This is a genomic window from Erythrobacter sp. S43, assembly GCF_057364955.1.
Window position 1 is genome coordinate 364,248 of sequence record NZ_CP200285.1, and the last position, 18,764, is coordinate 383,011.

The 18,764-nt window shown below is 59.1% G+C and carries 20 protein-coding genes and 1 pseudogene; 11 read left to right on the forward strand and 10 right to left on the reverse strand.

The window, feature by feature from the left end:
* Nucleotides 1–137: 137 nt before the first annotated feature.
* Nucleotides 138–1,148 (forward strand): hypothetical protein, encoded by a 1,011-nt coding sequence (locus AC0V6K_RS01900; protein WP_472624240.1) that lies wholly within the window; start codon nt 138–140, stop codon nt 1,146–1,148.
* 7 nt (nt 1,149–1,155) lie between these two features.
* Here the strand turns inward: AC0V6K_RS01900 and AC0V6K_RS01905 are convergent, their stop codons facing one another.
* Nucleotides 1,156–1,986, reverse strand: a complete 831-nt coding sequence (locus AC0V6K_RS01905; protein ID WP_472624242.1) for a TauD/TfdA dioxygenase family protein — start codon at nt 1,984–1,986, stop codon at nt 1,156–1,158.
* Nucleotides 1,987–2,189: 203 nt separating this feature from the next.
* Here AC0V6K_RS01905 and AC0V6K_RS01910 point away from each other — a divergent pair, with 203 nt between their 5' ends.
* From AC0V6K_RS01910 to AC0V6K_RS01930, 5 genes and pseudogenes are all read left to right on the forward strand, one after another.
* Nucleotides 2,190–2,744: a F0F1 ATP synthase subunit delta gene (locus tag AC0V6K_RS01910; protein WP_472624244.1), complete on the forward strand. Its 555-nt coding sequence runs from the start codon at nt 2,190–2,192 to the stop codon at nt 2,742–2,744.
* Between the two features lie 12 nt (nt 2,745–2,756).
* Nucleotides 2,757–4,286 (forward strand): F0F1 ATP synthase subunit alpha, encoded by a 1,530-nt coding sequence (gene atpA, locus AC0V6K_RS01915; RefSeq protein ID WP_472624246.1) that lies wholly within the window; start codon nt 2,757–2,759, stop codon nt 4,284–4,286.
* Nucleotides 4,287–4,298: 12 nt separating this feature from the next.
* Nucleotides 4,299–5,167: pseudogene (locus AC0V6K_RS01920) on the forward strand (F0F1 ATP synthase subunit gamma).
* Between the two features lie 21 nt (nt 5,168–5,188).
* On the forward strand, nt 5,189–6,646 hold the full coding sequence (atpD, locus tag AC0V6K_RS01925; RefSeq protein ID WP_472624248.1) for a F0F1 ATP synthase subunit beta: 1,458 nt from the start codon (nt 5,189–5,191) through the stop codon (nt 6,644–6,646).
* Between the two features lie 5 nt (nt 6,647–6,651).
* Entirely contained in the window at nt 6,652–6,909 is a 258-nt protein-coding gene (locus tag AC0V6K_RS01930) for an ATP synthase F1 subunit epsilon (RefSeq protein WP_472624250.1), read from the forward strand.
* A 54-nt stretch (nt 6,910–6,963) separates the two neighbouring features.
* Here AC0V6K_RS01930 and AC0V6K_RS01935 read toward each other — a convergent pair whose 3' ends face one another.
* A complete protein-coding gene (locus AC0V6K_RS01935) occupies nt 6,964–7,452 on the reverse strand; it encodes an RrF2 family transcriptional regulator (protein WP_472624252.1) in 489 nt (162 codons plus the stop codon).
* 62 nt (nt 7,453–7,514) lie between these two features.
* Between AC0V6K_RS01935 and AC0V6K_RS01940 the strand changes: the two genes are divergently transcribed.
* The gene (locus AC0V6K_RS01940) at nt 7,515–8,144 is read left to right on the forward strand and encodes a hypothetical protein (protein WP_472624254.1); all 630 of its coding nucleotides are present in this window, start codon (nt 7,515–7,517) and stop codon (nt 8,142–8,144) included.
* Between the two features lie 6 nt (nt 8,145–8,150).
* On the opposite strand, the gene AC0V6K_RS01945 is transcribed toward AC0V6K_RS01940, so the two are convergent.
* Nucleotides 8,151–8,528, reverse strand: a complete 378-nt coding sequence (locus tag AC0V6K_RS01945) for a hypothetical protein (RefSeq protein WP_472624256.1) — start codon at nt 8,526–8,528, stop codon at nt 8,151–8,153.
* A 188-nt stretch (nt 8,529–8,716) separates the two neighbouring features.
* On the opposite strand from AC0V6K_RS01945, the gene AC0V6K_RS01950 reads away from it, so the two are divergent.
* Complete coding sequence (locus tag AC0V6K_RS01950; protein ID WP_472624258.1) at nt 8,717–10,876, forward strand: prolyl oligopeptidase family serine peptidase; 2,160 nt, start codon at nt 8,717–8,719, stop codon at nt 10,874–10,876.
* Between the two features lie 74 nt (nt 10,877–10,950).
* On the opposite strand, the gene AC0V6K_RS01955 is transcribed toward AC0V6K_RS01950, so the two are convergent.
* The 3 genes from AC0V6K_RS01955 to glmU form a co-directional block, all read right to left on the reverse strand.
* Nucleotides 10,951–11,589 carry an SOUL family heme-binding protein gene (locus AC0V6K_RS01955; RefSeq protein WP_472624260.1) on the reverse strand — a complete coding sequence of 213 codons (639 nt, stop codon included), beginning with the start codon at nt 11,587–11,589 and terminating at the stop codon, nt 10,951–10,953.
* Nucleotides 11,590–11,661: 72 nt separating this feature from the next.
* Nucleotides 11,662–11,931 carry an HNH endonuclease gene (locus AC0V6K_RS01960; RefSeq protein ID WP_472624262.1) on the reverse strand — a complete coding sequence of 90 codons (270 nt, stop codon included), beginning with the start codon at nt 11,929–11,931 and terminating at the stop codon, nt 11,662–11,664.
* Nucleotides 11,928–13,283, reverse strand: coding sequence for a bifunctional UDP-N-acetylglucosamine diphosphorylase/glucosamine-1-phosphate N-acetyltransferase GlmU (gene glmU / locus AC0V6K_RS01965; protein WP_472624264.1), 1,356 nt, complete (start codon nt 13,281–13,283; stop codon nt 11,928–11,930). The genes AC0V6K_RS01960 and glmU overlap by 4 nt, the downstream gene beginning before the upstream one ends.
* Nucleotides 13,284–13,370: 87 nt before the next feature.
* Between glmU and AC0V6K_RS01970 the strand changes: the two genes are divergently transcribed.
* Genes AC0V6K_RS01970 through AC0V6K_RS01980 form a run of 3 tightly spaced genes read left to right on the forward strand, consistent with a single transcriptional unit; the run spans nt 13,371 to nt 15,554 of the window.
* A complete protein-coding gene (locus AC0V6K_RS01970; RefSeq protein WP_486172536.1) occupies nt 13,371–14,171 on the forward strand; it encodes an HAD-IA family hydrolase in 801 nt (266 codons plus the stop codon).
* A gap of 45 nt (nt 14,172–14,216) precedes the next feature.
* Complete coding sequence (locus AC0V6K_RS01975) at nt 14,217–15,146, forward strand: SDR family NAD(P)-dependent oxidoreductase (RefSeq protein ID WP_472624268.1); 930 nt, start codon at nt 14,217–14,219, stop codon at nt 15,144–15,146.
* Nucleotides 15,147–15,554, forward strand: coding sequence for a hypothetical protein (locus AC0V6K_RS01980; protein WP_472624270.1), 408 nt, complete (start codon nt 15,147–15,149; stop codon nt 15,552–15,554).
* Here the strand turns inward: AC0V6K_RS01980 and AC0V6K_RS01985 are convergent.
* Genes AC0V6K_RS01985 through AC0V6K_RS02000 form a run of 4 tightly spaced genes read right to left on the reverse strand, consistent with a single transcriptional unit; the run spans nt 15,551 to nt 18,701 of the window.
* Nucleotides 15,551–15,919 carry a DUF2794 domain-containing protein gene (locus AC0V6K_RS01985; protein WP_472624272.1) on the reverse strand — a complete coding sequence of 123 codons (369 nt, stop codon included), beginning with the start codon at nt 15,917–15,919 and terminating at the stop codon, nt 15,551–15,553. The genes AC0V6K_RS01980 and AC0V6K_RS01985 overlap by 4 nt on opposite strands.
* Nucleotides 15,919–16,641, reverse strand: a complete 723-nt coding sequence (epsC, locus tag AC0V6K_RS01990) for a serine O-acetyltransferase EpsC (protein ID WP_472624274.1) — start codon at nt 16,639–16,641, stop codon at nt 15,919–15,921. Before epsC ends, AC0V6K_RS01985 begins: the two co-directional genes overlap by 1 nt.
* A gap of 55 nt (nt 16,642–16,696) precedes the next feature.
* The gene (locus AC0V6K_RS01995; protein ID WP_472624276.1) at nt 16,697–17,338 is read right to left on the reverse strand and encodes an HdaA/DnaA family protein; all 642 of its coding nucleotides are present in this window, start codon (nt 17,336–17,338) and stop codon (nt 16,697–16,699) included.
* Nucleotides 17,339–17,354: 16 nt separating this feature from the next.
* Nucleotides 17,355–18,701: a heavy-metal-associated domain-containing protein gene (locus AC0V6K_RS02000; RefSeq protein WP_472624278.1), complete on the reverse strand. Its 1,347-nt coding sequence runs from the start codon at nt 18,699–18,701 to the stop codon at nt 17,355–17,357.
* Nucleotides 18,702–18,764: the final 63 nt, after the last annotated feature.

The following is an 18,764-nucleotide window of genomic DNA, read 5'->3' on the forward strand; positions in this document are numbered from 1 at the left end:
AAAGGCCCAGAGACCGAGACGGCAAAGCTCAACTAAATCCGATACTTGCACATCCAATCCGGTCAAATTGAAAGCCTAGGTTCATCTTCGAGCCAATACGCTTGGCAGAAGGACACTGGTGGAAGGAAGTCTTCAGCATGCGGGTCGCAACCAAATTCGCACTTTCTGGCTTGCTCGCGGTAAGTGCCGTTGGGGCGCTGGCCCAATCACAGGACGCCGGTCCCGAAGAGCAGCAATCGGTGGATCTGCGCACCGGCCCCACGAATGCGATCATTGTCGAAGGTGAGCGGCAGGTCGAGGAAGAAGAAGTCCGCGATGCAGTGCGCGATATCGCGATGCGCGGTCGCACCAATCTGCGTCCGATGACACGCTTCCAAGCGCCGCTTTGCTTGCAAGTCGCGGGTTTGGGCGAGCGCTTCAACGGGCAAGTTGCCGACCGCATCCGTGCCAACACCGAGAATGCAGGCTTTGCCGTTGCCGAAGAGGGCTGCAAGCACAACGCCGTTGTCGCAGTGGTCAAAAACCCCGATGAGCTGATCGCCAGGCTTCGAAAGAATCAGCCACGGCTGTTCACCCCCAAAACCAATCAGAAGATCAAAGCTGCTCAGCGTCGCGGAGATGTTGCGGTGGGATGGTCGGTATCGCGCATCGCCGGCGTTCGAGGCAGACCTCTTCCTGAAAACGGCAGCTTTGCAGGTGCAGGCGTTGCGGGTGCAGCGGCTATCTCCCAAAACGCCAGTCAGGGCGTTCCAACCACATCAAGCGGCGGAACTTCACGGTTCAAGATCCCTTTCAGCATGGAACGCGTGTATTCTGTGCTGGTTCTTGATGTGGAACGCATGAGTGATGTGCATCTTGATCAGCTTGCTGACTTTGCCACGATGAAGCTGCTGGCCGATCCTCAGCCCGTCGTGGAGTTGGACGAAGAAGCGCGAGCCAACACCATTCTGACGTTGTTCGACACAACACCGCGCGAAGCACCGCAGCGCATGACACAACTTGACCGCGCATTCCTGCGCGGCCTCTACGCTCTGCGCCCGAACGATCCCTCAACCCGTCTGGAGAAGTTCGTCCTCGCGGCCTACGAAGACATCCGCAAAGAAGACTGCGCCACAAGAGCCCGCGGCGTGTGCCGCGAAACCCCGTAGCAGAGGATTAAGCCGCCAGTGCCTCACCACTCAGCGTGATGCGGTGCATCTCTCGGCGGTGGCCCTGATAATCATTCATCGCATTGTGCCAACTGGTGCGATTATCCCAGATGGCGACTGTGCCCGGTTTCCATTGCAGGCGGCACTGATTGTCTTCCGTCAGGGCGGCATCACATAAACGTTGGAGCAGCGGCAGGCTTTCCTCGCGTGTCTGACCGACGAAATTGATTGTGAAGGCCGTGTTCACATAGAGCAGCTTGCGACCGGTCTGAGGGTGACGGATCACCACCGGATGCACCGCGCCAGTCTTTAGGTCCTGCCCGCGCAGGGTCTCGCCCATATCGGTCTGAGCATAGAGGCCATCGGCTTTGTACACGTGGTCCGCCGTATGAAACGCCTCGAGACCCTCGATCTCCGCCTTTAGATCATCGGGCAGTGCATCGTAGGCGGCCCCCATATGAGCCCACATTGTGTCGCCGCCACTCGGCGGAAGCTCGCGAGCGACCAGCACTGATCCCATTGCCGGGATCTGATCATAGGAGTGATCGGTGTGCCAAGCCCCGCCAATGTTGGTTGCTTGGTCCGGCTCTTTCTTGACCACCGCGATTTCGTTGAAGTCTTCTTGCAGCGGGAAATAGTTGTTCACATCGATCCCGCCCCAGCGCCTGCCGAACTTGATGTGATCTTCAGGTGAGAATTCCTGATCACGGAACACGGCCACGCCATGCTCATAAATGGCGTTCTTGATCTCTTGCATCTCGGCATCGCTGCAATTGGCAAGCGATACACCTGTGACCTCTACGCCGCATTTCGGCGCCATCGGCGTGAATTCCATCATTCCTCTCCCTTGGGCATTTGTGCCCTTTGATGCGAGTTTTGCCGCAAGCAAGAGATGATGTCCATATTTCACGTGCCGCTTCGCTTGCGGAATCGGAAAGACATTGCTAGGCGCGCGCCAGCTTTGGAAGGGCTACCCCCGCGTACCCAAAACCTCCGAGGCGATGCATCGTTATTTTCCGGACCTAAAAGGACCAAAAACGCGTGGAAACTTCCGCCGGTATTCAGGCTAGCCTGGCAGGGCGTTACGCCTCGGCTTTGTTCGATCTTTCGAGCGAACAGGGCACCGTAACTGCCGTCGAATCCGATCTCGAGAAACTCGGCACTGCGCTGAGCGAGTCGGACGACCTTGCCGCAGCCACCACAAACCCACAGCTCTCTCGCGATGAGCAAGGTAAAGCAGTCGCTGCCGTTGCCTCGCATCTTGGCTTGTCAGAGCTGACAACCAGCTTCCTTGGTGTGCTGGCGTCGAACCGCCGCCTTTCTAAGCTCACCGACATGATCGCTGCATTCAAAAGCATCGCAGCCGCTCAGCGCGGTGAAGTTACCGCCACGGTCACCAGCGCGCATCCGCTTTCGGAAGAGCAGCTGGCGACGCTGAAAACCAAATTGACCGCCCGCGAGGGTCGCACCGTTATGCTTAGCGCTGACGTTGATCCCGATCTTCTTGGCGGCCTTGTCGTAACAATCGGTTCGCAGCGCATTGATGCCTCGATCCGCACCCGTCTCAACTCACTTTCGCAAGCCATGAAGGCCTAAAGGACTACGCACATGGAAATCCGCGCCGCAGAAATTTCAAAGGTCATCAAGGACCAGATCGCCAATTTCGGCACCGAAGCCGAAGTCAGCGAAGTCGGCTCCGTTCTCTCGGTTGGTGACGGCATCGCCCGTATCCACGGCCTCGACAAGGTTCAGGCTGGTGAGATGGTCGAATTCGCCAACGGCGTTCAGGGCATGGCTCTGAACCTCGAGGCTGACAATGTCGGCGTCGTGATCTTCGGCTCCGACGCCGAGATTAAAGAAGGCGACACCGTCAAGCGGACCGAAACCATTGTGGACGTTCCGGTTGGTAAAGGTCTGCTGGGCCGCGTGGTCGACGCTCTGGGTAACCCGATCGACGGCAAAGGCCCGATCACGGACGTAACCCGTCAGCGTGTTGAAGTGAAAGCACCGGGCATCATCCCGCGTGAATCGGTTTCCGAGCCTGTGCAGACCGGCCTGAAAGCTGTTGACGCTCTGGTTCCTGTTGGCCGCGGCCAGCGCGAGCTGATCATCGGTGACCGTCAGACCGGTAAAACCGCTGTCGCCATCGACACCTTCATCAACCAGAAGACGGTCAATGCCGGCGATGACGAAGGCAAGAAGCTCTACTGCGTATACGTCGCTGTGGGTCAGAAGCGTTCGACCGTTGCCCAGATCGTGAAGCAGCTCGAAGAAAACGGCGCGATGGAATACTCCATTGTTATCGCTGCCACCGCTTCGGAGCCCGCACCGCTTCAGTACCTCGCACCGTATACCGGCTGCGCGATGGGTGAATTCTTCCGCGACAACGGCATGCACGCCGTGATCGTGTACGACGACCTTTCGAAACAGGCCGTCGCATACCGTCAGATGTCGCTGCTGCTGCGTCGTCCTCCGGGCCGTGAAGCCTACCCGGGTGACGTTTTCTATCTCCACAGCCGTCTGCTTGAGCGTGCGGCTAAGATGAACCCGGACAATGGTTCGGGCTCGCTCACCGCTCTGCCGATCATTGAAACGCAGGCTGGTGACGTTTCGGCCTACATTCCGACCAACGTGATCTCGATCACCGACGGCCAGATCTTCCTCGAAACCGACCTGTTCTATCAGGGTATCCGCCCGGCCATTAACGTCGGCCTTTCGGTTAGCCGTGTGGGCGGTGCAGCTCAGACCAAGGCGATGAAGAAGGTTTCGGGCTCGATGAAGCTTGACCTTGCTCAGTATCGCGAAATGGCTGCGTTCGCGCAGTTCGGTTCGGACCTCGATGCCTCGACGCAGAAGCTGCTTAACCGCGGTGCGCGTCTGACCGAGCTGCTGAAGCAGAAGCAGTTTGCGCCGATGCCGTTCGAAGAGCAGACCGTGTCGATCTTTGCCGGCACCAACGGCTTCATCGATGACATCGCTGTTGAGCGCGTCAACGAGTACGAAGAGCAGATGCTCGCTTTCTTCCGCAGCGAACACGCCGATGTGCTCGCCGCGATCCGCGACAGCGGCAAGTTCGAAGACGACACCAAGGCCAGCGTTGTTGCCGGTCTCGAAGCCTTCGCCAAGCAGTTCGCATAAGGGAGGCCTTACGTGCCCTCATTGAAGGAACTCAAGGATCGGATCGGGTCGGTTAAGTCGACCCAGAAGATCACCAAGGCCAAGCAGATGGTCGCCGCGGCGAAGCTTCGTCGTGCGCAGACCGCTGCCGAAGCCTCGCGCCCTTATCAGGAGCGTCTGGCGACGGTGATGGCTTCGCTCGCAGGCAAGGTTTCGGGCGACAGCGCTCCGAAACTCCTGGCTGGATCGGGCGCGGACCAGCGTCACCTTCTCGTCCTCGTCAACACGGACAAGGGCCTGTGCGGGGGTCTTAACTCGAACCTCGTCAAAGCCGCCAAGGCCGAAGCAGAAAAGCTGAAAGCTGCGGGTAAGACGGTTACGTTTTACCTCGTCGGCAAAAGGGTCGCGCGCCGATCAAGCGCGAATACCCCAATGATGTTGATGCGATGTTCGACACCTCCAACGTCCGCACGCCGGGCTTTGAAGAGGCCGATTCCATCGCCAACGAGCTGATCCAGATGTTCGAAGACGACAAGTTTGACGTCGCACATCTGATCTTTCCGACGTTCAAATCGGCACTGGCTCAAGAGCCGACCACCAACCAGCTGATCCCGGTCCCCTCCCCCGAGGCAACCGAAGACAGCGGCGCTGTGGTTGAATACGAGCCGGGCGAAGAGGAAATCCTCGAAGAGCTGCTGCCACGTTATGTGAAGACGCAGATTTTCGGCGCTCTGCTTGAGCGTGAGGCATCGGAGCACGGCGCTTCGATGACCGCGATGGACAACGCCACGCGCAACGCGGGCGACCTCATCGACAAGCTGACGATCCAATACAACCGCAGCCGTCAGGCCGCGATCACCACCGAACTCATCGAAATCATCGCGGGCGCAGAAGCGCTCTAATTGAAGGCTAAGGAAAAACACATGGCCACCGCACCAGTCCTCAACCAGACCACCAACGGCACCATCAGCCAGGTCATCGGCGCTGTCGTCGACGTGCAGTTCGAAGGTGAACTGCCCGCAATTCTGACCGCGCTGGAGACCAAGAACGACGGCAAGACGCTCGTTCTCGAAGTCGCACAGCACCTTGGTGAAAACACCGTTCGCACCATCGCGATGGACGCCACCGAAGGCCTCGTTCGCGGCGCTGAAGTGATCAACACCGGCGCGCAGATTTCTGTACCGGTTGGCCCGAAAACGCTCGGCCGCATCATGAACGTCGTCGGCGAAGCGATTGACGAGCGCGGCCCGATCGGCGCCGACCAGAGCTCAGCGATCCATGCCGAGGCACCGGCCTTTGTCGACCAGTCGACCGAAGCCGCCATTCTCGTGACCGGCATTAAGGTGATCGACCTCCTCGCGCCATACGCGAAGGGTGGTAAGATCGGCCTGTTCGGCGGTGCCGGTGTGGGCAAGACTGTTCTTATTCAGGAACTCATCAACAACATCGCAAAGGGCCACGGCGGTGTGTCCGTGTTCGCTGGTGTGGGTGAGCGTACCCGTGAAGGTAACGACCTTTATCACGAATTCCTCGACGCAGGCGTTATCGCCAAGGACGAAGACGGCAACGCTGTATCGGAAGGTTCAAAAGTGGCGCTGGTCTTCGGCCAGATGAACGAGCCTCCCGGCGCACGTGCACGTGTTGCTCTGTCGGGTCTGACGATGGCGGAATACTTCCGCGATCAGGAAGGCCAGGACGTTCTGTTCTTCGTCGATAACATCTTCCGCTTCACGCAGGCGGGTTCGGAAGTGTCCGCACTTCTCGGCCGTATTCCTTCGGCTGTGGGCTATCAGCCGACCCTGTCGACCGACATGGGTAACCTGCAGGAACGCATCACCTCGACCACCAAGGGCTCGATCACCTCGGTTCAGGCCATCTACGTTCCCGCAGATGACCTTACCGACCCTGCCCCTGCAACCTCGTTCGCTCACTTGGACGCCACGACCACGCTGTCGCGCGCGATTTCGGAGCTCGGCATCTATCCGGCGGTTGACCCGCTGGACTCGACCAGCCGCGTTCTCGAGCCAAGTGTTGTCGGCCAAGAGCACTACGACACCGCTCGCCGCGTTCAGGAAACGCTGCAGAAGTACAAGTCACTTCAGGACATCATCGCCATTCTCGGCATGGACGAGCTTTCGGAAGAGGACAAACTGGTCGTCGCCCGCGCGCGCAAGATCCAGAAGTTCCTTTCACAGCCGTTCCACGTGGCTGAAGTCTTCACCAACATCCCGGGTCTGTTTGTGCAGCTCGAAGACACAGTGAAGTCGTTCAAGGCTGTCGTAGACGGCGAATACGATCACCTGCCGGAAGCTGCCTTCTACATGGTTGGCGGCATCGACATGGTGGTTGAGAAAGCCGCCAAGCTGGCTGAGGACGCCTAAGTCACATGGCGCTTCACTTCGAACTCGTAACCCCGGCCAAGCTGGTCCGTTCGGAAGACGTCCACATGGTCGTCGTCCCCGGAACCGAAGGCGAATTCGGTGTGCTGGAAGGCCACGCGCCCTTCATGTCGACCATCCGCGACGGTGCGGTGCAGGTCTACACGCGTGAAGGCGCTGAGCCGGAAAGCATCGAAGTGCGCGGCGGCTTTGCCGAAGTGGGCGAGAATGGTTTGACGGTCCTCGCGGAACACGTCGAAGCCTGATCTGCTTCACAAACGAATAGAATAGAGGGCGGCCCACGGGTCGCCCTTTTTCATTTACGCCACCTGCTTGCCGATCCAGCTCGCGATATCGATGAGGTGTTCCGGCGTCGAATTCTCAGTCGCTTCCTGCATGATGGAAGCAAGCGTGCGTGAGGCCAGCGCTTCGCGATAGACCCGCTCGGCATCGGCAAAGGCCGCAGCTATCTCACAGGGGCGTTTGCAGTCCTTGCGCTTCAGTCCGCACGGCCCGTTCTGCCGGATCTCGGTGCAACGGAAGGCTGGCATCGGCCCTTCGATCGCGACCACAATATCAAGCAGGCTGATATCGTCCGGGCTGCGCGCGAGACGATATCCTCCGCCCTTCCCCCGCAAGGAATCCACGATCCCCGCGCGGCGCAGCAACTGCATCTGTTTGGCGAGATAGGCCGAAGGCACCTCGAAGAAATCCGCCATAGCATCGACGTTCAGCCCTTTTCCTTCAGGCAGAACAGCGATCACCGTGCAGATATGCGCGGTCCATTCTACACCCTTGCCCAGCTGCATGCTTGACTCCTTAACCGGATAAAGTTTATCCGGATATAAATTGTCCGATAAGGAGGTCTGGCATGGCAAACAGAGTAGCGCAAGCAAAACGCGCGCACCGCAATCTTGCTGGATTCCTGTTGCTGTTCATCGCGGTGCACTTCGCCACTCACTTCACGACTATCGGCGGGATCGAGGCGCACGCCAACGCGCTCGGTTGGGTGCGCGCGGTCTATCAGTTTCCGTTAATCGAAATTGCGTTGGTTCTCGCGTTTGCTGCGCAAGTCATGCTGGGCTTCCGGCTACTCGCGAGCATTGCCAAACGTAAGCGCAAAGGCTTCTGGCACCGCGTGCAGTTCTTCAGCGCGTGCTACCTTGCCTTTTTCATCGTCGCGCACACCAGCGCGGCGCTGATCACACGGCTTGGCTTCGGGTTGGATACCAATTTCTACTGGGCCTCGGCGACGCTTCTGATCGAGCCGATCAAGTTTGGGTTTGCCCCCTATTATACGCTCGCTGTGATCGCGTTGTTCAGCCATCTCCTCGCCGCGCTGCATTTTCGTGGGAGCCGCGCTTGGCATGGATACGCTCTAGCGGCAGGACCGCTAATCGGAGTGATGTTCGTATTGGGCTATGGCGGCGCGTTCGACCGTATTGAACTGCCGCAGGAATACCGGGACTTCTACGCCAACTTCCCCGGCGTCGAGGGCTAGATCTCGTTAGGCGGCTTCCGCCTCTTCATCACCCCAAACCGTTTGATCGAAGCGGTAGTCCGAAACCGTGGCGCTTTCCTCGGCAGCGTCACGGGCGGCGGCGACACCGGTGACAGCCAGCTCCTGCTCCAGCAAATCCAGCACGGACGAATGCGGCGGTTGGGCGAAACGAAGCAAAACGTGGCGACCATTGCGCAATTCTGCCCGCATCGGAAGGCTTAGAAAGCCGCCGACTACCAAGGCAGTCAATTGTCCAACGCACAATTCGACATCTGCACCGACCACCAATTCCGCATGAGTCGGCGATGCCCAAACCAACGCTACAGAATTGTTGCGGCCGTTTACCCAGAGTTGGCTGGGTACCCATTCCTCAACGTGAGACATGTTGTGTTTATTGCCTTTGTTCCTGCGCCTCTGCGTGCGCTGAGGCGGCAAGTACGGCCCCAAACGTTAATGCGCGTTCACTCTCGCCAGTAAACTCTTGTAACGATCCTTAGCATCTCGAATCTGCTTCACTTTTGCATTTGCAGTTGCCACGTTGGTTGCACTGATTTCCCCTAAGGAGAGGACATTTGAAACTTGTCTCAACACTCGCATTGGCAGCAGCCATGACGATCACTGCAGCAACCGGCGCAAGCGCGGAAAACGCCACCGAAGAAGCTCCGATCCCCGGCCCCGAACAAGATCCCTATATCTGGCTTGAGGAAGCCCGAAGCGATGAAGCGCTTGAGTGGGTGACAAAGGAAAACGAACGCACGCTGGGTGTGCTCGAAGCCGACCCACGCTTTGAAACTCTGAAGAACGAAGCGCTTGCTATCTTCGACAGCGAAGACCGCGTTCCTTACGTGAGCTTCCGCCCAGACGGCCTCTACAATTTCTGGCAAGACAAGGAGAACCCAAAGGGTCTGCTCCGTCGCACCACTCTTGAATCTTACAAGACCGACAATCCCGAGTGGGAGACTGTTCTGGACGTCGACGCGTTGGCGGCCGCTGAAGGCAAGGAATGGGTCTACAAAGGCTCGACCTGTCTCCCGCCAGCGCTGAACAAATGTATGATTGCCCTGTCGGATGGCGGTGAAGACGCCACCATCATGCGCGAATTCGACACTTCAACGAAGACATTCATCGAAGGCGGCTTCGAGCTGCCCGAGAAGAGCCAGGGCGGCATCCAGTGGATTGACCAAGACACGCTGATGGTTGGCCGCGACTTTGGCGAAGGCACGCTAACCGCCAGCGAATATCCCTTCACCAGCCGCATCTGGCGTCGAGGCACCGATATAGCCGATGCGCCGGAAGTTTTCCGTGGTCAGGCCGATGATGTTTGGGCGGGCGCAAGCCTGCTGCGCGACGCTACGGGCGAAGTGCAAGCCATGACAGCGTTCCGAGGCGTCAGCTTCCACGAAGCCGAATATTACGTGTCGGTCAAAGACGAATGGACCAAGCTCGATATCCCGAAAAAGGCATCGCCTTACGGAATCGTGGATGGCCACATCCTCGTGTCCACCGATGTCGATTGGGAGGTCGATGGGACAACCTTCCCCGCTGACAGCCTGATCGCCATGGATCTGGAAGAGTGGAAGAAAGACCCCAACGGCGCCGCCAAGACGCTGGTCTGGGCACCGGGTAACCGTCAGACCAAACGCGGCGGCGCGATCACCGCAGGCGCTCTCTATGTTGGCATGCTCGACAATGTCGTCGGCAAGGTGATGAAGTTCAACTTCGAAGACGGCAAATGGGTGAGCGAGCAGGTCAACCTGCCCGACAACGCCACAGTTGGCATCGCTGCAAGCTCTAACGAGAGCGAGCAGATCATGTTCACCGTGACCGACTTCCTCAACCCGACCACCCTCTATTATACCTATGGATCTGGCGATCCGCAGGTGCTGAAGACCTCGCCCTCGCGCTTTGATTCGGCTGGCATGGAAGTTGAGCAGCACGAAGCGACCTCAAAGGACGGAACCAAAATTCCGTATTTCATCGTCAAGCCGAAAGGCATGAAGATGGACGGTGAAACGCCGATCCTGATGAGCGGCTATGGTGGCTTCCAGATCCCCCGCCTGCCCGGATATATGGGCACGACGGGCAAGCTGTGGCTCGAAAAGGGCGGCGCATATGTGCTGGCGAACCTGCGCGGCGGCGGTGAGTTCGGCCCCGGCTGGCACCAGACCGCTATCCGCGAGAACAAGCAGCGGACATGGGATGACTTTATTGCCGTGGGTCAGGACCTGGTCGACCGCAAGTTCACCTCGCCTGAGCACCTCGGCATTCAGGGCGGTTCGCAGGGCGGCCTGTTGGTCGGCACCGCCTTCACCCAGCGCCCTGATCTGTTTGGTGCGGCGATTGTCGCCATCCCGCTGTTCGACATGCTTCGCTATCACGTGATCGGTCGCGGAGCATCGTGGATCGGTGAGTATGGCGACCCGCGCATTCCGGAACAACGCGCGTGGATCGATGGTTACTCGCCGTATCAAAAAATCGTGAAAGACGCGAAGTATCCGACGCCGTTCCTTTGGGCATCGACCGCCGATGACCGCACCCACCCGGCGCATGCTCGCAAAGGCGCGGCCAAGCTGAAAGAGCTCGGCCACGACTACTACTACTTCGAAGACATGACCGGCGGTCACTCGGGCGGTGTCGATAACGAGCAGCGCGCGAAATTGCAGGCGCTGCAATATGTCTACCTGATGCAACGACTGATGGATGCACCGGACGACAGCGAGAACGGCGGCTAGGCCTTCTTCACCACGCAAACGAAAAGGGCGGCCCCACTGTAGGAGCCGCCCTTTTTCTTGGGTTGATCGGATCGCTAGGGCGCGATCTGGATCATAACCTCGTTGCGACGGAAACGCCCCGGCACCATTGGCGCATCGTAAAACGCGTACTCCGGTTCACCGATTGTCTTGAGCTTGTTTTTATCGACCCACTCCAGAAGCATCCTTTCCATCATCGCCAGATCCTCTGCTGATCCGAAGCCATTGAAGGTCACTGTCGCCATGCGCCGTGCGGGCACTTCGGTCAGGGTGATGTCTTTGGGGGCCGCTGGTAGTGTCGCGAGAGTGTACTTGGCGGGCATCACAAAGCGCATGCGCCACGTGTCTTCAGCCGTCTGTTCCTCGATAACCGGCGCCGTCATCGCGATCTTTTCATCGCTGGGCATACGCTCCTGAATAACGGGTGAGGTCATCGCGATCTTCTCGCCGCCATCGGGGCGATCCTGACCGAAGATATACGCTGCCAGACGCTGAAAGCTGCGACCGCTTGCTTGGCGCCGCGTGCCTTTGTGTGTCACCTCGGCAACGACGATGGTGCCATAATCGCGCACCTGAAAGCCGCCTTCTTCGGAGATGACTGTGAATGGAGGCTCCTCACTGTCGTCCGATTGGGCAGATCCGATGACCGATCCCATCATGGCCAAACCCACGCCCGCGGCGATCCACTTACTCATTCCCACTGCGAGCGCTCCTTTATTGCTGCATTCTATCAGCAGTTACGCGGGCCATTGGTTCCCGGATGTTGTCTATCGGCGTGTCGGCGCGTGAAAGTCCGGCGGTTTGCTAGCCACCCAGCCGACAAACCTGACGATGGCAGGGTTGGAGCGGATCGCCTCCAAGTCGTCACCAATCCGCGCCAGCTCGGCATTGGTGAAGTTGGCGTGGATCGTCTTGTGGCAAATGGGGTGGACCGGCACGGTGGTGCGGCCCTTCTTCGATTTGGGCACCGGATGATGCCACTGGATTAGCGTTTCAAACGCTCGCCCGCAGAGCCAGCAATTCTGATCCTTGCTCACTTGTCTTTCTTCTGAGCCGCCTTCTTCTTTTTCATCGTGTCGTGGAAGCGGTCGGCCCAGCCCTGTTTCACAAGCTGTTCGGCGCGAACCATGCGCAGTTCGCCATCGCCAACATCGCGGCTGACCGTGCTGCCTGCAGCAACGATAGCGTCTGCGCCAATCTTCACAGGAGCGACAAGCGCTGAGTTCGAGCCGATAAAGGCCCGGTCGCCGATTATGGTCTGATACTTGAAGTAACCATCGTAATTGCAGGTGATCGTGCCGGCGCCAATATTGGCTTTCTCACCCACAGTGGCATCGCCGATGTAAGACAGGTGGCTGGCTTTCGCGCCCTTGCCCAAGGTCGCCTTCTTCATCTCGACAAAGTTGCCGACAAAGCTGTCTTCCTCCAGCACCGCGCCAGGACGCAGACGGGCGAACGGTCCAACCTGCACACCCTTGGCGAGCTTGGCGCCTTCGAGATGAGTATAGGCCTTGATATGAACGCCATCGGTGACAGTCACACCGGGGCCAAACACCACATGAGGATCAATGGTGACATCGCGACCTAAGGTCGTGTCATGGCTGAAGAAAACGGTATCTGGCGCCCGTAAGCTCGCGCCGTCAGCCATGGCCTGTTCGCGCCGCGCTGCCTGCCAGCGCATCTCTGCACCAGCCAGTTCGGAGCGCGAATTGATGCCTGCGACTTCATCCGCATCGCACTCGACCACGACGACCTTGCCCCCGCGTGCGATAGCGTTGGTGGCGACGTCGGGCAGGTAATACTCACCCTGCGCATTGTCATTGCCGACGCTCAACAGCAGTGGCCACATATCGTCCGAATGTGCGACAATCAGGCCGGAATTACAAAGGTCTACCGCGCGCTCTTCAGGCGACGCATCCTTAAACTCGACCATCTTGAGCACCGAACCATCAGAGTCGGCGATGATACGGCCATAGGCGAGCGGATCTTCAGGGCGAAAGCCGAGCACAGCAACCTTCGCCCCGCCATCCAGTGCCGCGATCAGCTTGCGCACCGTATCGGCCTGCACCATCGGCACATCGCCAAAGGTCACGAGAATATTGCCGCTAAAACCCGCGAGGGCGTCTTTGGCTTGCAGAGCCGCGTGTGCCGTGCCCAATTGCGGGTCTTGCAGAGCGGTCGTGACATTGCGCCCTTCCAGCGCCGCCTCCAACTGCTCACGCCGGTCCCCTGCCACAACCACGGTCTGTGTAGGCGACAGCTCCTCGAAACTGTCGAGCAGGTGCATCAGCATCGGCTTGCCTGCAATCGGGTGCAGGACCTTGTGCAGGTCGCTCTTCATGCGGGTGCCCTTGCCCGCGGCAAGGATGATGGCGGCGAAATCAGTCATAGGGGTCGTCTTACCATGTTTTTCATTTTGCGGCGCTTGCCATCAAATGCTTGCAGAATGAAGAACCTTCGCGCAGTTGCTCCACCTATGCCCGATTTTCCATTCAAAGCCGTGGGGTTCGATCTCGACGGTACGCTGCTCGACACTTTCCGTGATTTGGGAGCGGCAGTGAACCATGCACTTGCGCTGGGTGCTTACACTCCTGTGCCGGTAGACAGCTCGAAAGACCTTATCGGCGGCGGGGCGAAGATGATGCTGGCGCAAGCGATTCAGGATCAGGGCGGCATTCCCGGCGGATTGGAAGGGGACGACTTTCGGGGTCTCTATAAGGCGATGCTGCGCTACTATTCAGAGAACAACGCGGTGCACTCCGCGCCCTACCCCCACGCACGTGAGGTCGTGGCCGAGTTGAGAGCGCGGGGCGTCAAAGTGGCCGTGGTGACCAACAAGTTTGAAGAGTTCGCTCGCTCCATCCTCACCCAGATCGACTTTATCGAGCCGTTTGAAACGGTCATCGGCGGCGACAGCATGGGCAAAGGCGCGGATGGCAAATACCTCTCCAAACCGCACCCTGATCCCGTGCTTGAAGCGCAGCAGCGCTGCGGCGGCGGTGCCTTCGCCTTCGTGGGCGACTCAACCTACGATGTGAAGGCAGCGAAGGCGGCCAACGTGCCCGTAATTGGCGCGGCATATGGCTATTGCGACAAGCCTGCGCATGAATTGGGCGCGGACGCTGTGGTTGATCTCGCTCGATGGCCTGATTTCCGCCTTGGAATCACTCTAGAGACATGCTTGCCCTTACGGCATAGGGCCTCTGCAATTCCCCCTGTTGCATCGCAGCAAAGAAAGTGTCAGGCAGCGCCGGGATTTACGTTTACGTGTCCGTAAAGCGGGCACACACATAACAACAATACGCACGGAAGGATCACTCCCATGAGCATCGACTTCAAGGATAAGGTAGCCATCGTCACCGGCGCCGGCGGCGGTCTGGGCCGCGAATACGCGCTCGAACTCGCGCGCCGCGGCGCAAAGGTTGTCGTCAACGATCTGGGCGGCGCTCGCGACGGCACCGGTCACTCTGACATGGCCCTGAAGGTTGTCGAAGAAATCGAAGCCATGGGCGGTGAAGCCATGTCAAATGGCGGTAGCGTCACCGAGTACGAGCAGATGGAAAAGATGGTCGCCGACGCCAAGCAAAAGTGGGGCGGCGTGCACGTGCTGATCAACAACGCGGGTGTTCTGCGCGACAAGACCTTTGCCAAGATGACCCCGGACGATTTCGAGTTCGTCCTAAAGGTTCACCTTACCGGTTCGGCATTCGTCACCAAGGCTTGCTGGGAAACCTTCCGTGAGCAGGCATACGGCCGTATCCTTATGACCGCTTCGTCGACCGGCCTGTTCGGCAACTTCGGTCAGGCAAACTACGGCGCAGCCAAGCTCGGCCTCGCAGGTCTGACCAAGACGCTGCAGCTCGAAGGTGCGAAGTACAACATCAAGGTCAACTCGCTTTCGCCGGTTGCTGGCACGCGCATGACCGAAGACCTCTTCCCTGAAGAAGCATTCAAGCTGTTCGATCCGGTGAACGTGGTTCCGGCTGCGCTTTACCTCGTCAGCGAAGGCGCACCGACCAACGCCATCATCGGCGCTGGCGCAGGCGGCTATCACAGCTCGTGGGTTGTGATGAACGACGCCGTGTGGCTGCCGGATGGCGAGCGCACCGTAGAAGGCTTTGCCGATCGCTGGGACGACATCAGCTCGTTCACCAACCTCGTCGCCCCGCAGTCGGGCAGCGAGCAGTCGGGCGCGATCCTGAAAGCGATGCAGAAAGTCACCGGCACTGGCCCTGACAGCGCACGCGGATAAATGACCGAGTACTGGATTGCAGTAGCATTAGGGGCGGGTAGCGCAGGCGCGTTGCTCGCCCTTTTTGCGCGTATGCCGGAGAAGCAGCTGGCCATGCAGGGCTTCATTGTCTTTGCCGTGATGCTCTGGATCTACGTTGGTGCGCGCCTCGCCAGTTCGAGCGACCAGCACATCCTGTACGAAGCGATTTTCGCGTTGGTTGCTGGAGCGATAGCGCAAGGCGCGATGCTTAAATGGCCGCCTGCAATTGGAATCTTGGTTTTGTTGCACGGCATCTATGACGCGGTTGTTGGGCCGCACACTGGCGTCGCCGAATGGTATCCGCCGCTCTGCGCAGCCTTCGACATAATTTTTGGAATTGGGCTTTTCGTGATTTTGATGCGCAAGAGCTCGCAAGCCGCCTCCTAGCCCTCGTCCACGGCCTTCATCAGGCGCCGTTCGATAGGAGCGAGTACACCCGGCAGTTCATGGCCACGCTTAACCACCTGGCCGTGTTCGCCAAACAGAGTCCACATGCCCTGCTTGTTGCGAAGAGCAGGTCTTTTCTCGATCCGCGTCTGAGGGCGTTCTGCCGCGCGGCGAAAGGCCGCGAATGTGGCCGCATTCTTATCAAAGTCCATTGCATAGTCGCGCCACTGGCCAGCTGCGACCATGCGTCCATAGAGGTCAAGGATACGCTGAAGTTCCTTGCGGTCGAAGCCTACCTGGCCTTGCGACTTTCCCGGAAACGGAAGGACCTGTCCGGGGCTTCCCGAACCCGAGCCTGCACTCATCAGCTAGCGGTTCCGCTTTTCTTGTTGAGATCGAGAGAACCCTGCTCCGGTTCTTCCGTCGCGGTGCGCTGCTCGCGCAGCTCCGCGATCTCACCGCGCAGTGAGTTCAGCTCGTCTTCGAGCTTTTCGATGCAATCGACGCGGTTGCCTTCTGCGTCCTCGCACAAAGTGCCGTAGGGAATGAAATCCTTGGCCCACTGCTCCGCCGGAACCAGCGTCGAGCGCGCCTTCACGCCCACCATGGTTGCGCCTTCGGGCACATCGTCGGTCACCACCGCATTGGCGCCGACACGAGCGCGTTCGCCCACGGTGATCGGTCCGATGATCTGCGCACCCGAGCCAATAATGACATTGTCTTCGAGGGTCGGGTGACGTTTGCCGCCCTGCCCGTTGGTCGGGTTGGTCCCGCCCAGCGTGACGCACTGGTAGATCGTGACATTGTCGCCAATCTCGGCCGTCTCTCCGATGACGGTAAAGCCATGATCGATGAAGAAGTTCTTCCCGATCGTCGCACCCGGGTGAATATCAATCGCTGTCAGAAAACGTGAAAAATGGTTCACAAAGCGGGCGAGAAAGTACAGCTTCGCTTCGAACAGCCAATGCGCAAGCCGGTGAAAGCCCAGCGCCCAGACGCCCGGGTACAGCAGGATTTCCCAACGCGAACGCGGTGCCGGATCGCGGGCATGAATGGAGTCCAGATAGCTTTTGAGCCGATCAAACATGCCAGGATTCTCCCACCAAATGCCCGTAAAAGCAAATACGGCTTATCTTTTCGGCCTAGAACAAACGCTTTTGTTCAGGCCCTTCGACCGCTTCCAGAGCAGCCCTCCAAACCGACATGGTGGCCGGGACGGCGCGTTCAAGGCTGATCTGATCAATTGTCGCAACAAGCTTCTCCAAGGCGGCAAAGCTGCGCGGGGCGCGCGGGATCAGATAATCTGCCGCACCAGCCGCCAGTGACAAGCCGCGCTGCTCAGCCATCGCGTCGAGAAGCTCAGCAGCCATCGCATCATCCGGAACGCCGATCTCAAGCTGGAGCGAACCACCAAGGCGAGAGCGCAGATCAGGTAATGCGATCTCCCAAGGCTGCGAATTAGCGATCAGGAGCAGCTTTCCACCGGCATGCGTGCCGCCTTCCTGCTCCGCGTTCCAGCGGTGAAAAACCTCGTCCTCGTCCATCGCATCCACGCCATCGAGCACGTCCATGCCCTGCTCGCGCGCCCATTTACCGAGCAGCGACTTTCCCGAACGATCGGGGCCCGTGAGCACGGCGACACCAAACGGCCAGCTTGATGGATCGCGAAGAGCTTCGGCGACATGCACATTGGCATTTCCGATGACAATCCGCTCGGGCGCACCTTGGCCTGCGAGCGAAAGCGGCAAGGCAATCTGGGATGCAGGTTCTCGAGTGTCTGCCACTGGTCGCAGCCCTCGCTTAACGGCTGATCGAAAGCGAGCTGCCACCGCCACTGACGCGGAAGCCACGCGAGCGGAGCGCTTGTGCAAGCTGTTCCGGAGTGCCGTTGAAGGTGACGCTCATGACAGAAGTCCCGCCCATAGCGGTGGACGTCACGGCGACGCCGCTGACGCCCGAGGTGCCCCGCACACCGGAAAGCGACGCGTCGAAAGACATCGGATCGGGAGTAGCGAACTGAACCGTGACTGTGCTGACCACAGCCACGGGCGGCGGCGTCGGGTTTTCTCCTTCGCCCTCACCTTCGCCTTCACCCTCACCTTCGGTCGGATCTTCAGACGACCCTTCGTTTGCGTCTTCGCTACTATCGATGCCCAGCGCCGCTTCCTCGCGCCGTTGAAGCGCACGGCCAATCTCGATCAGGCGCAATACGGCAGGATCGGCCTTCGCAGCTGATGCAGCGTTAAGCGTTGGATCCACTTTCAGCTTTCCGTCGGCCACGGCCTTGGAAAAGATATCATCCATCTTCTTCACGGCGTCGCTCAGCATGTCGGGCAAAGCATCGGAGCTGTCAGCAGTCATTTCGAAGCTTTCGAGCAGCTGGCTGTCGGGTCCGTAGCGTGCCACGAAACTTCCACTGATTGGACCGCCTGGAAACTGATGCTCCAGACGAGCGACTGCAAACAGGGCGTCAGCCGCCTCGTATTGATCAAGCGTAGTGCGCCACCATGCACGGCTGCGACGATTGGTCTGGCCAAAATTCAGCAGCAACGAATCGCCACCGGCTCCGCTAGGCCGAACATAGTCGACTCGGCTCGTGCCCGGATTGAACTCCGCCCAAGCGCGTTGCCAGGGATTGCGGGTTTCATAGGTTGTATACGCGCCGCCACTCGCCGTCACAGGAACAAGAAGCATCGGCGCCGAGCTGCGCTTGCGAGCGGCACCACCGAGGAACTTACCCGCGCGCTGTCGGTCAAAAATAACACCCAAGCTCGCGACATACCGCTTCGGCCCCAAACGCTCGCGTTGGATGACGATCGCCGACACCATAGAATCGAGCTGACCTGCGGATACTGCCGGCCCTCCGGCTTTCGCCCATGCCTTTCGCTGAGCCTCGCGCCAGCCTTTGTTGCGAGCTTCGGTCGCGCTGTTTGCTGTCACGTCGACTTCGATATCGCTGACCAGGATATCGGCGCTCGAAGCGGTCGGCGCGATACCTCTGTCGCCCGAGACCTGCGCACTCACCCAGACATAGCCAAATGTGAGAATCGCCAACGCGACCACAGCCGCCAGAACCTGTCGCAGCAAACGCCGGTTTCCGGGCGTCTCGGGGGCCTCGATATGCGGGCCAGAAGGATGCGTGGTCATAACCATCGGGGAAATCGAGCGCCTTTTGCCCAAACGCGAGTGGAATTCCAAGCGCGAAAGGGT

Coding starts and splice junctions, on each gene's coding strand:
- AC0V6K_RS01985 (WP_472624272.1), bottom strand. CDS start 15,919: ATGAGTGCAGGCTCGGGTTCGGGAAGCCCCGGACAGGTCCTTCCGTTT.
- AC0V6K_RS01930 (WP_472624250.1), top strand. CDS start 6,652: ATGGCGCTTCACTTCGAACTCGTAACCCCGGCCAAGCTGGTCCGTTCG.
- glmU (WP_472624264.1), bottom strand. CDS start 13,283: ATGACTGATTTCGCCGCCATCATCCTTGCCGCGGGCAAGGGCACCCGC.
- AC0V6K_RS01975 (WP_472624268.1), top strand. CDS start 14,217: ATGAGCATCGACTTCAAGGATAAGGTAGCCATCGTCACCGGCGCCGGC.
- AC0V6K_RS01905 (WP_472624242.1), bottom strand. CDS start 1,986: ATGATGGAATTCACGCCGATGGCGCCGAAATGCGGCGTAGAGGTCACA.
- atpA (WP_472624246.1), top strand. CDS start 2,757: ATGGAAATCCGCGCCGCAGAAATTTCAAAGGTCATCAAGGACCAGATC.
- AC0V6K_RS01945 (WP_472624256.1), bottom strand. CDS start 8,528: ATGTCTCACGTTGAGGAATGGGTACCCAGCCAACTCTGGGTAAACGGC.
- AC0V6K_RS01935 (WP_472624252.1), bottom strand. CDS start 7,452: ATGCAGCTGGGCAAGGGTGTAGAATGGACCGCGCATATCTGCACGGTG.
- AC0V6K_RS01940 (WP_472624254.1), top strand. CDS start 7,515: ATGGCAAACAGAGTAGCGCAAGCAAAACGCGCGCACCGCAATCTTGCT.
- atpD (WP_472624248.1), top strand. CDS start 5,189: ATGGCCACCGCACCAGTCCTCAACCAGACCACCAACGGCACCATCAGC.
- AC0V6K_RS02000 (WP_472624278.1), bottom strand. CDS start 18,701: ATGACCACGCATCCTTCTGGCCCGCATATCGAGGCCCCCGAGACGCCC.
- AC0V6K_RS01900 (WP_472624240.1), top strand. CDS start 138: ATGCGGGTCGCAACCAAATTCGCACTTTCTGGCTTGCTCGCGGTAAGT.
- epsC (WP_472624274.1), bottom strand. CDS start 16,641: ATGTTTGATCGGCTCAAAAGCTATCTGGACTCCATTCATGCCCGCGAT.
- AC0V6K_RS01955 (WP_472624260.1), bottom strand. CDS start 11,589: ATGAGTAAGTGGATCGCCGCGGGCGTGGGTTTGGCCATGATGGGATCG.
- AC0V6K_RS01970 (WP_486172536.1), top strand. CDS start 13,371: ATGCCCGATTTTCCATTCAAAGCCGTGGGGTTCGATCTCGACGGTACG.
- AC0V6K_RS01980 (WP_472624270.1), top strand. CDS start 15,147: ATGACCGAGTACTGGATTGCAGTAGCATTAGGGGCGGGTAGCGCAGGC.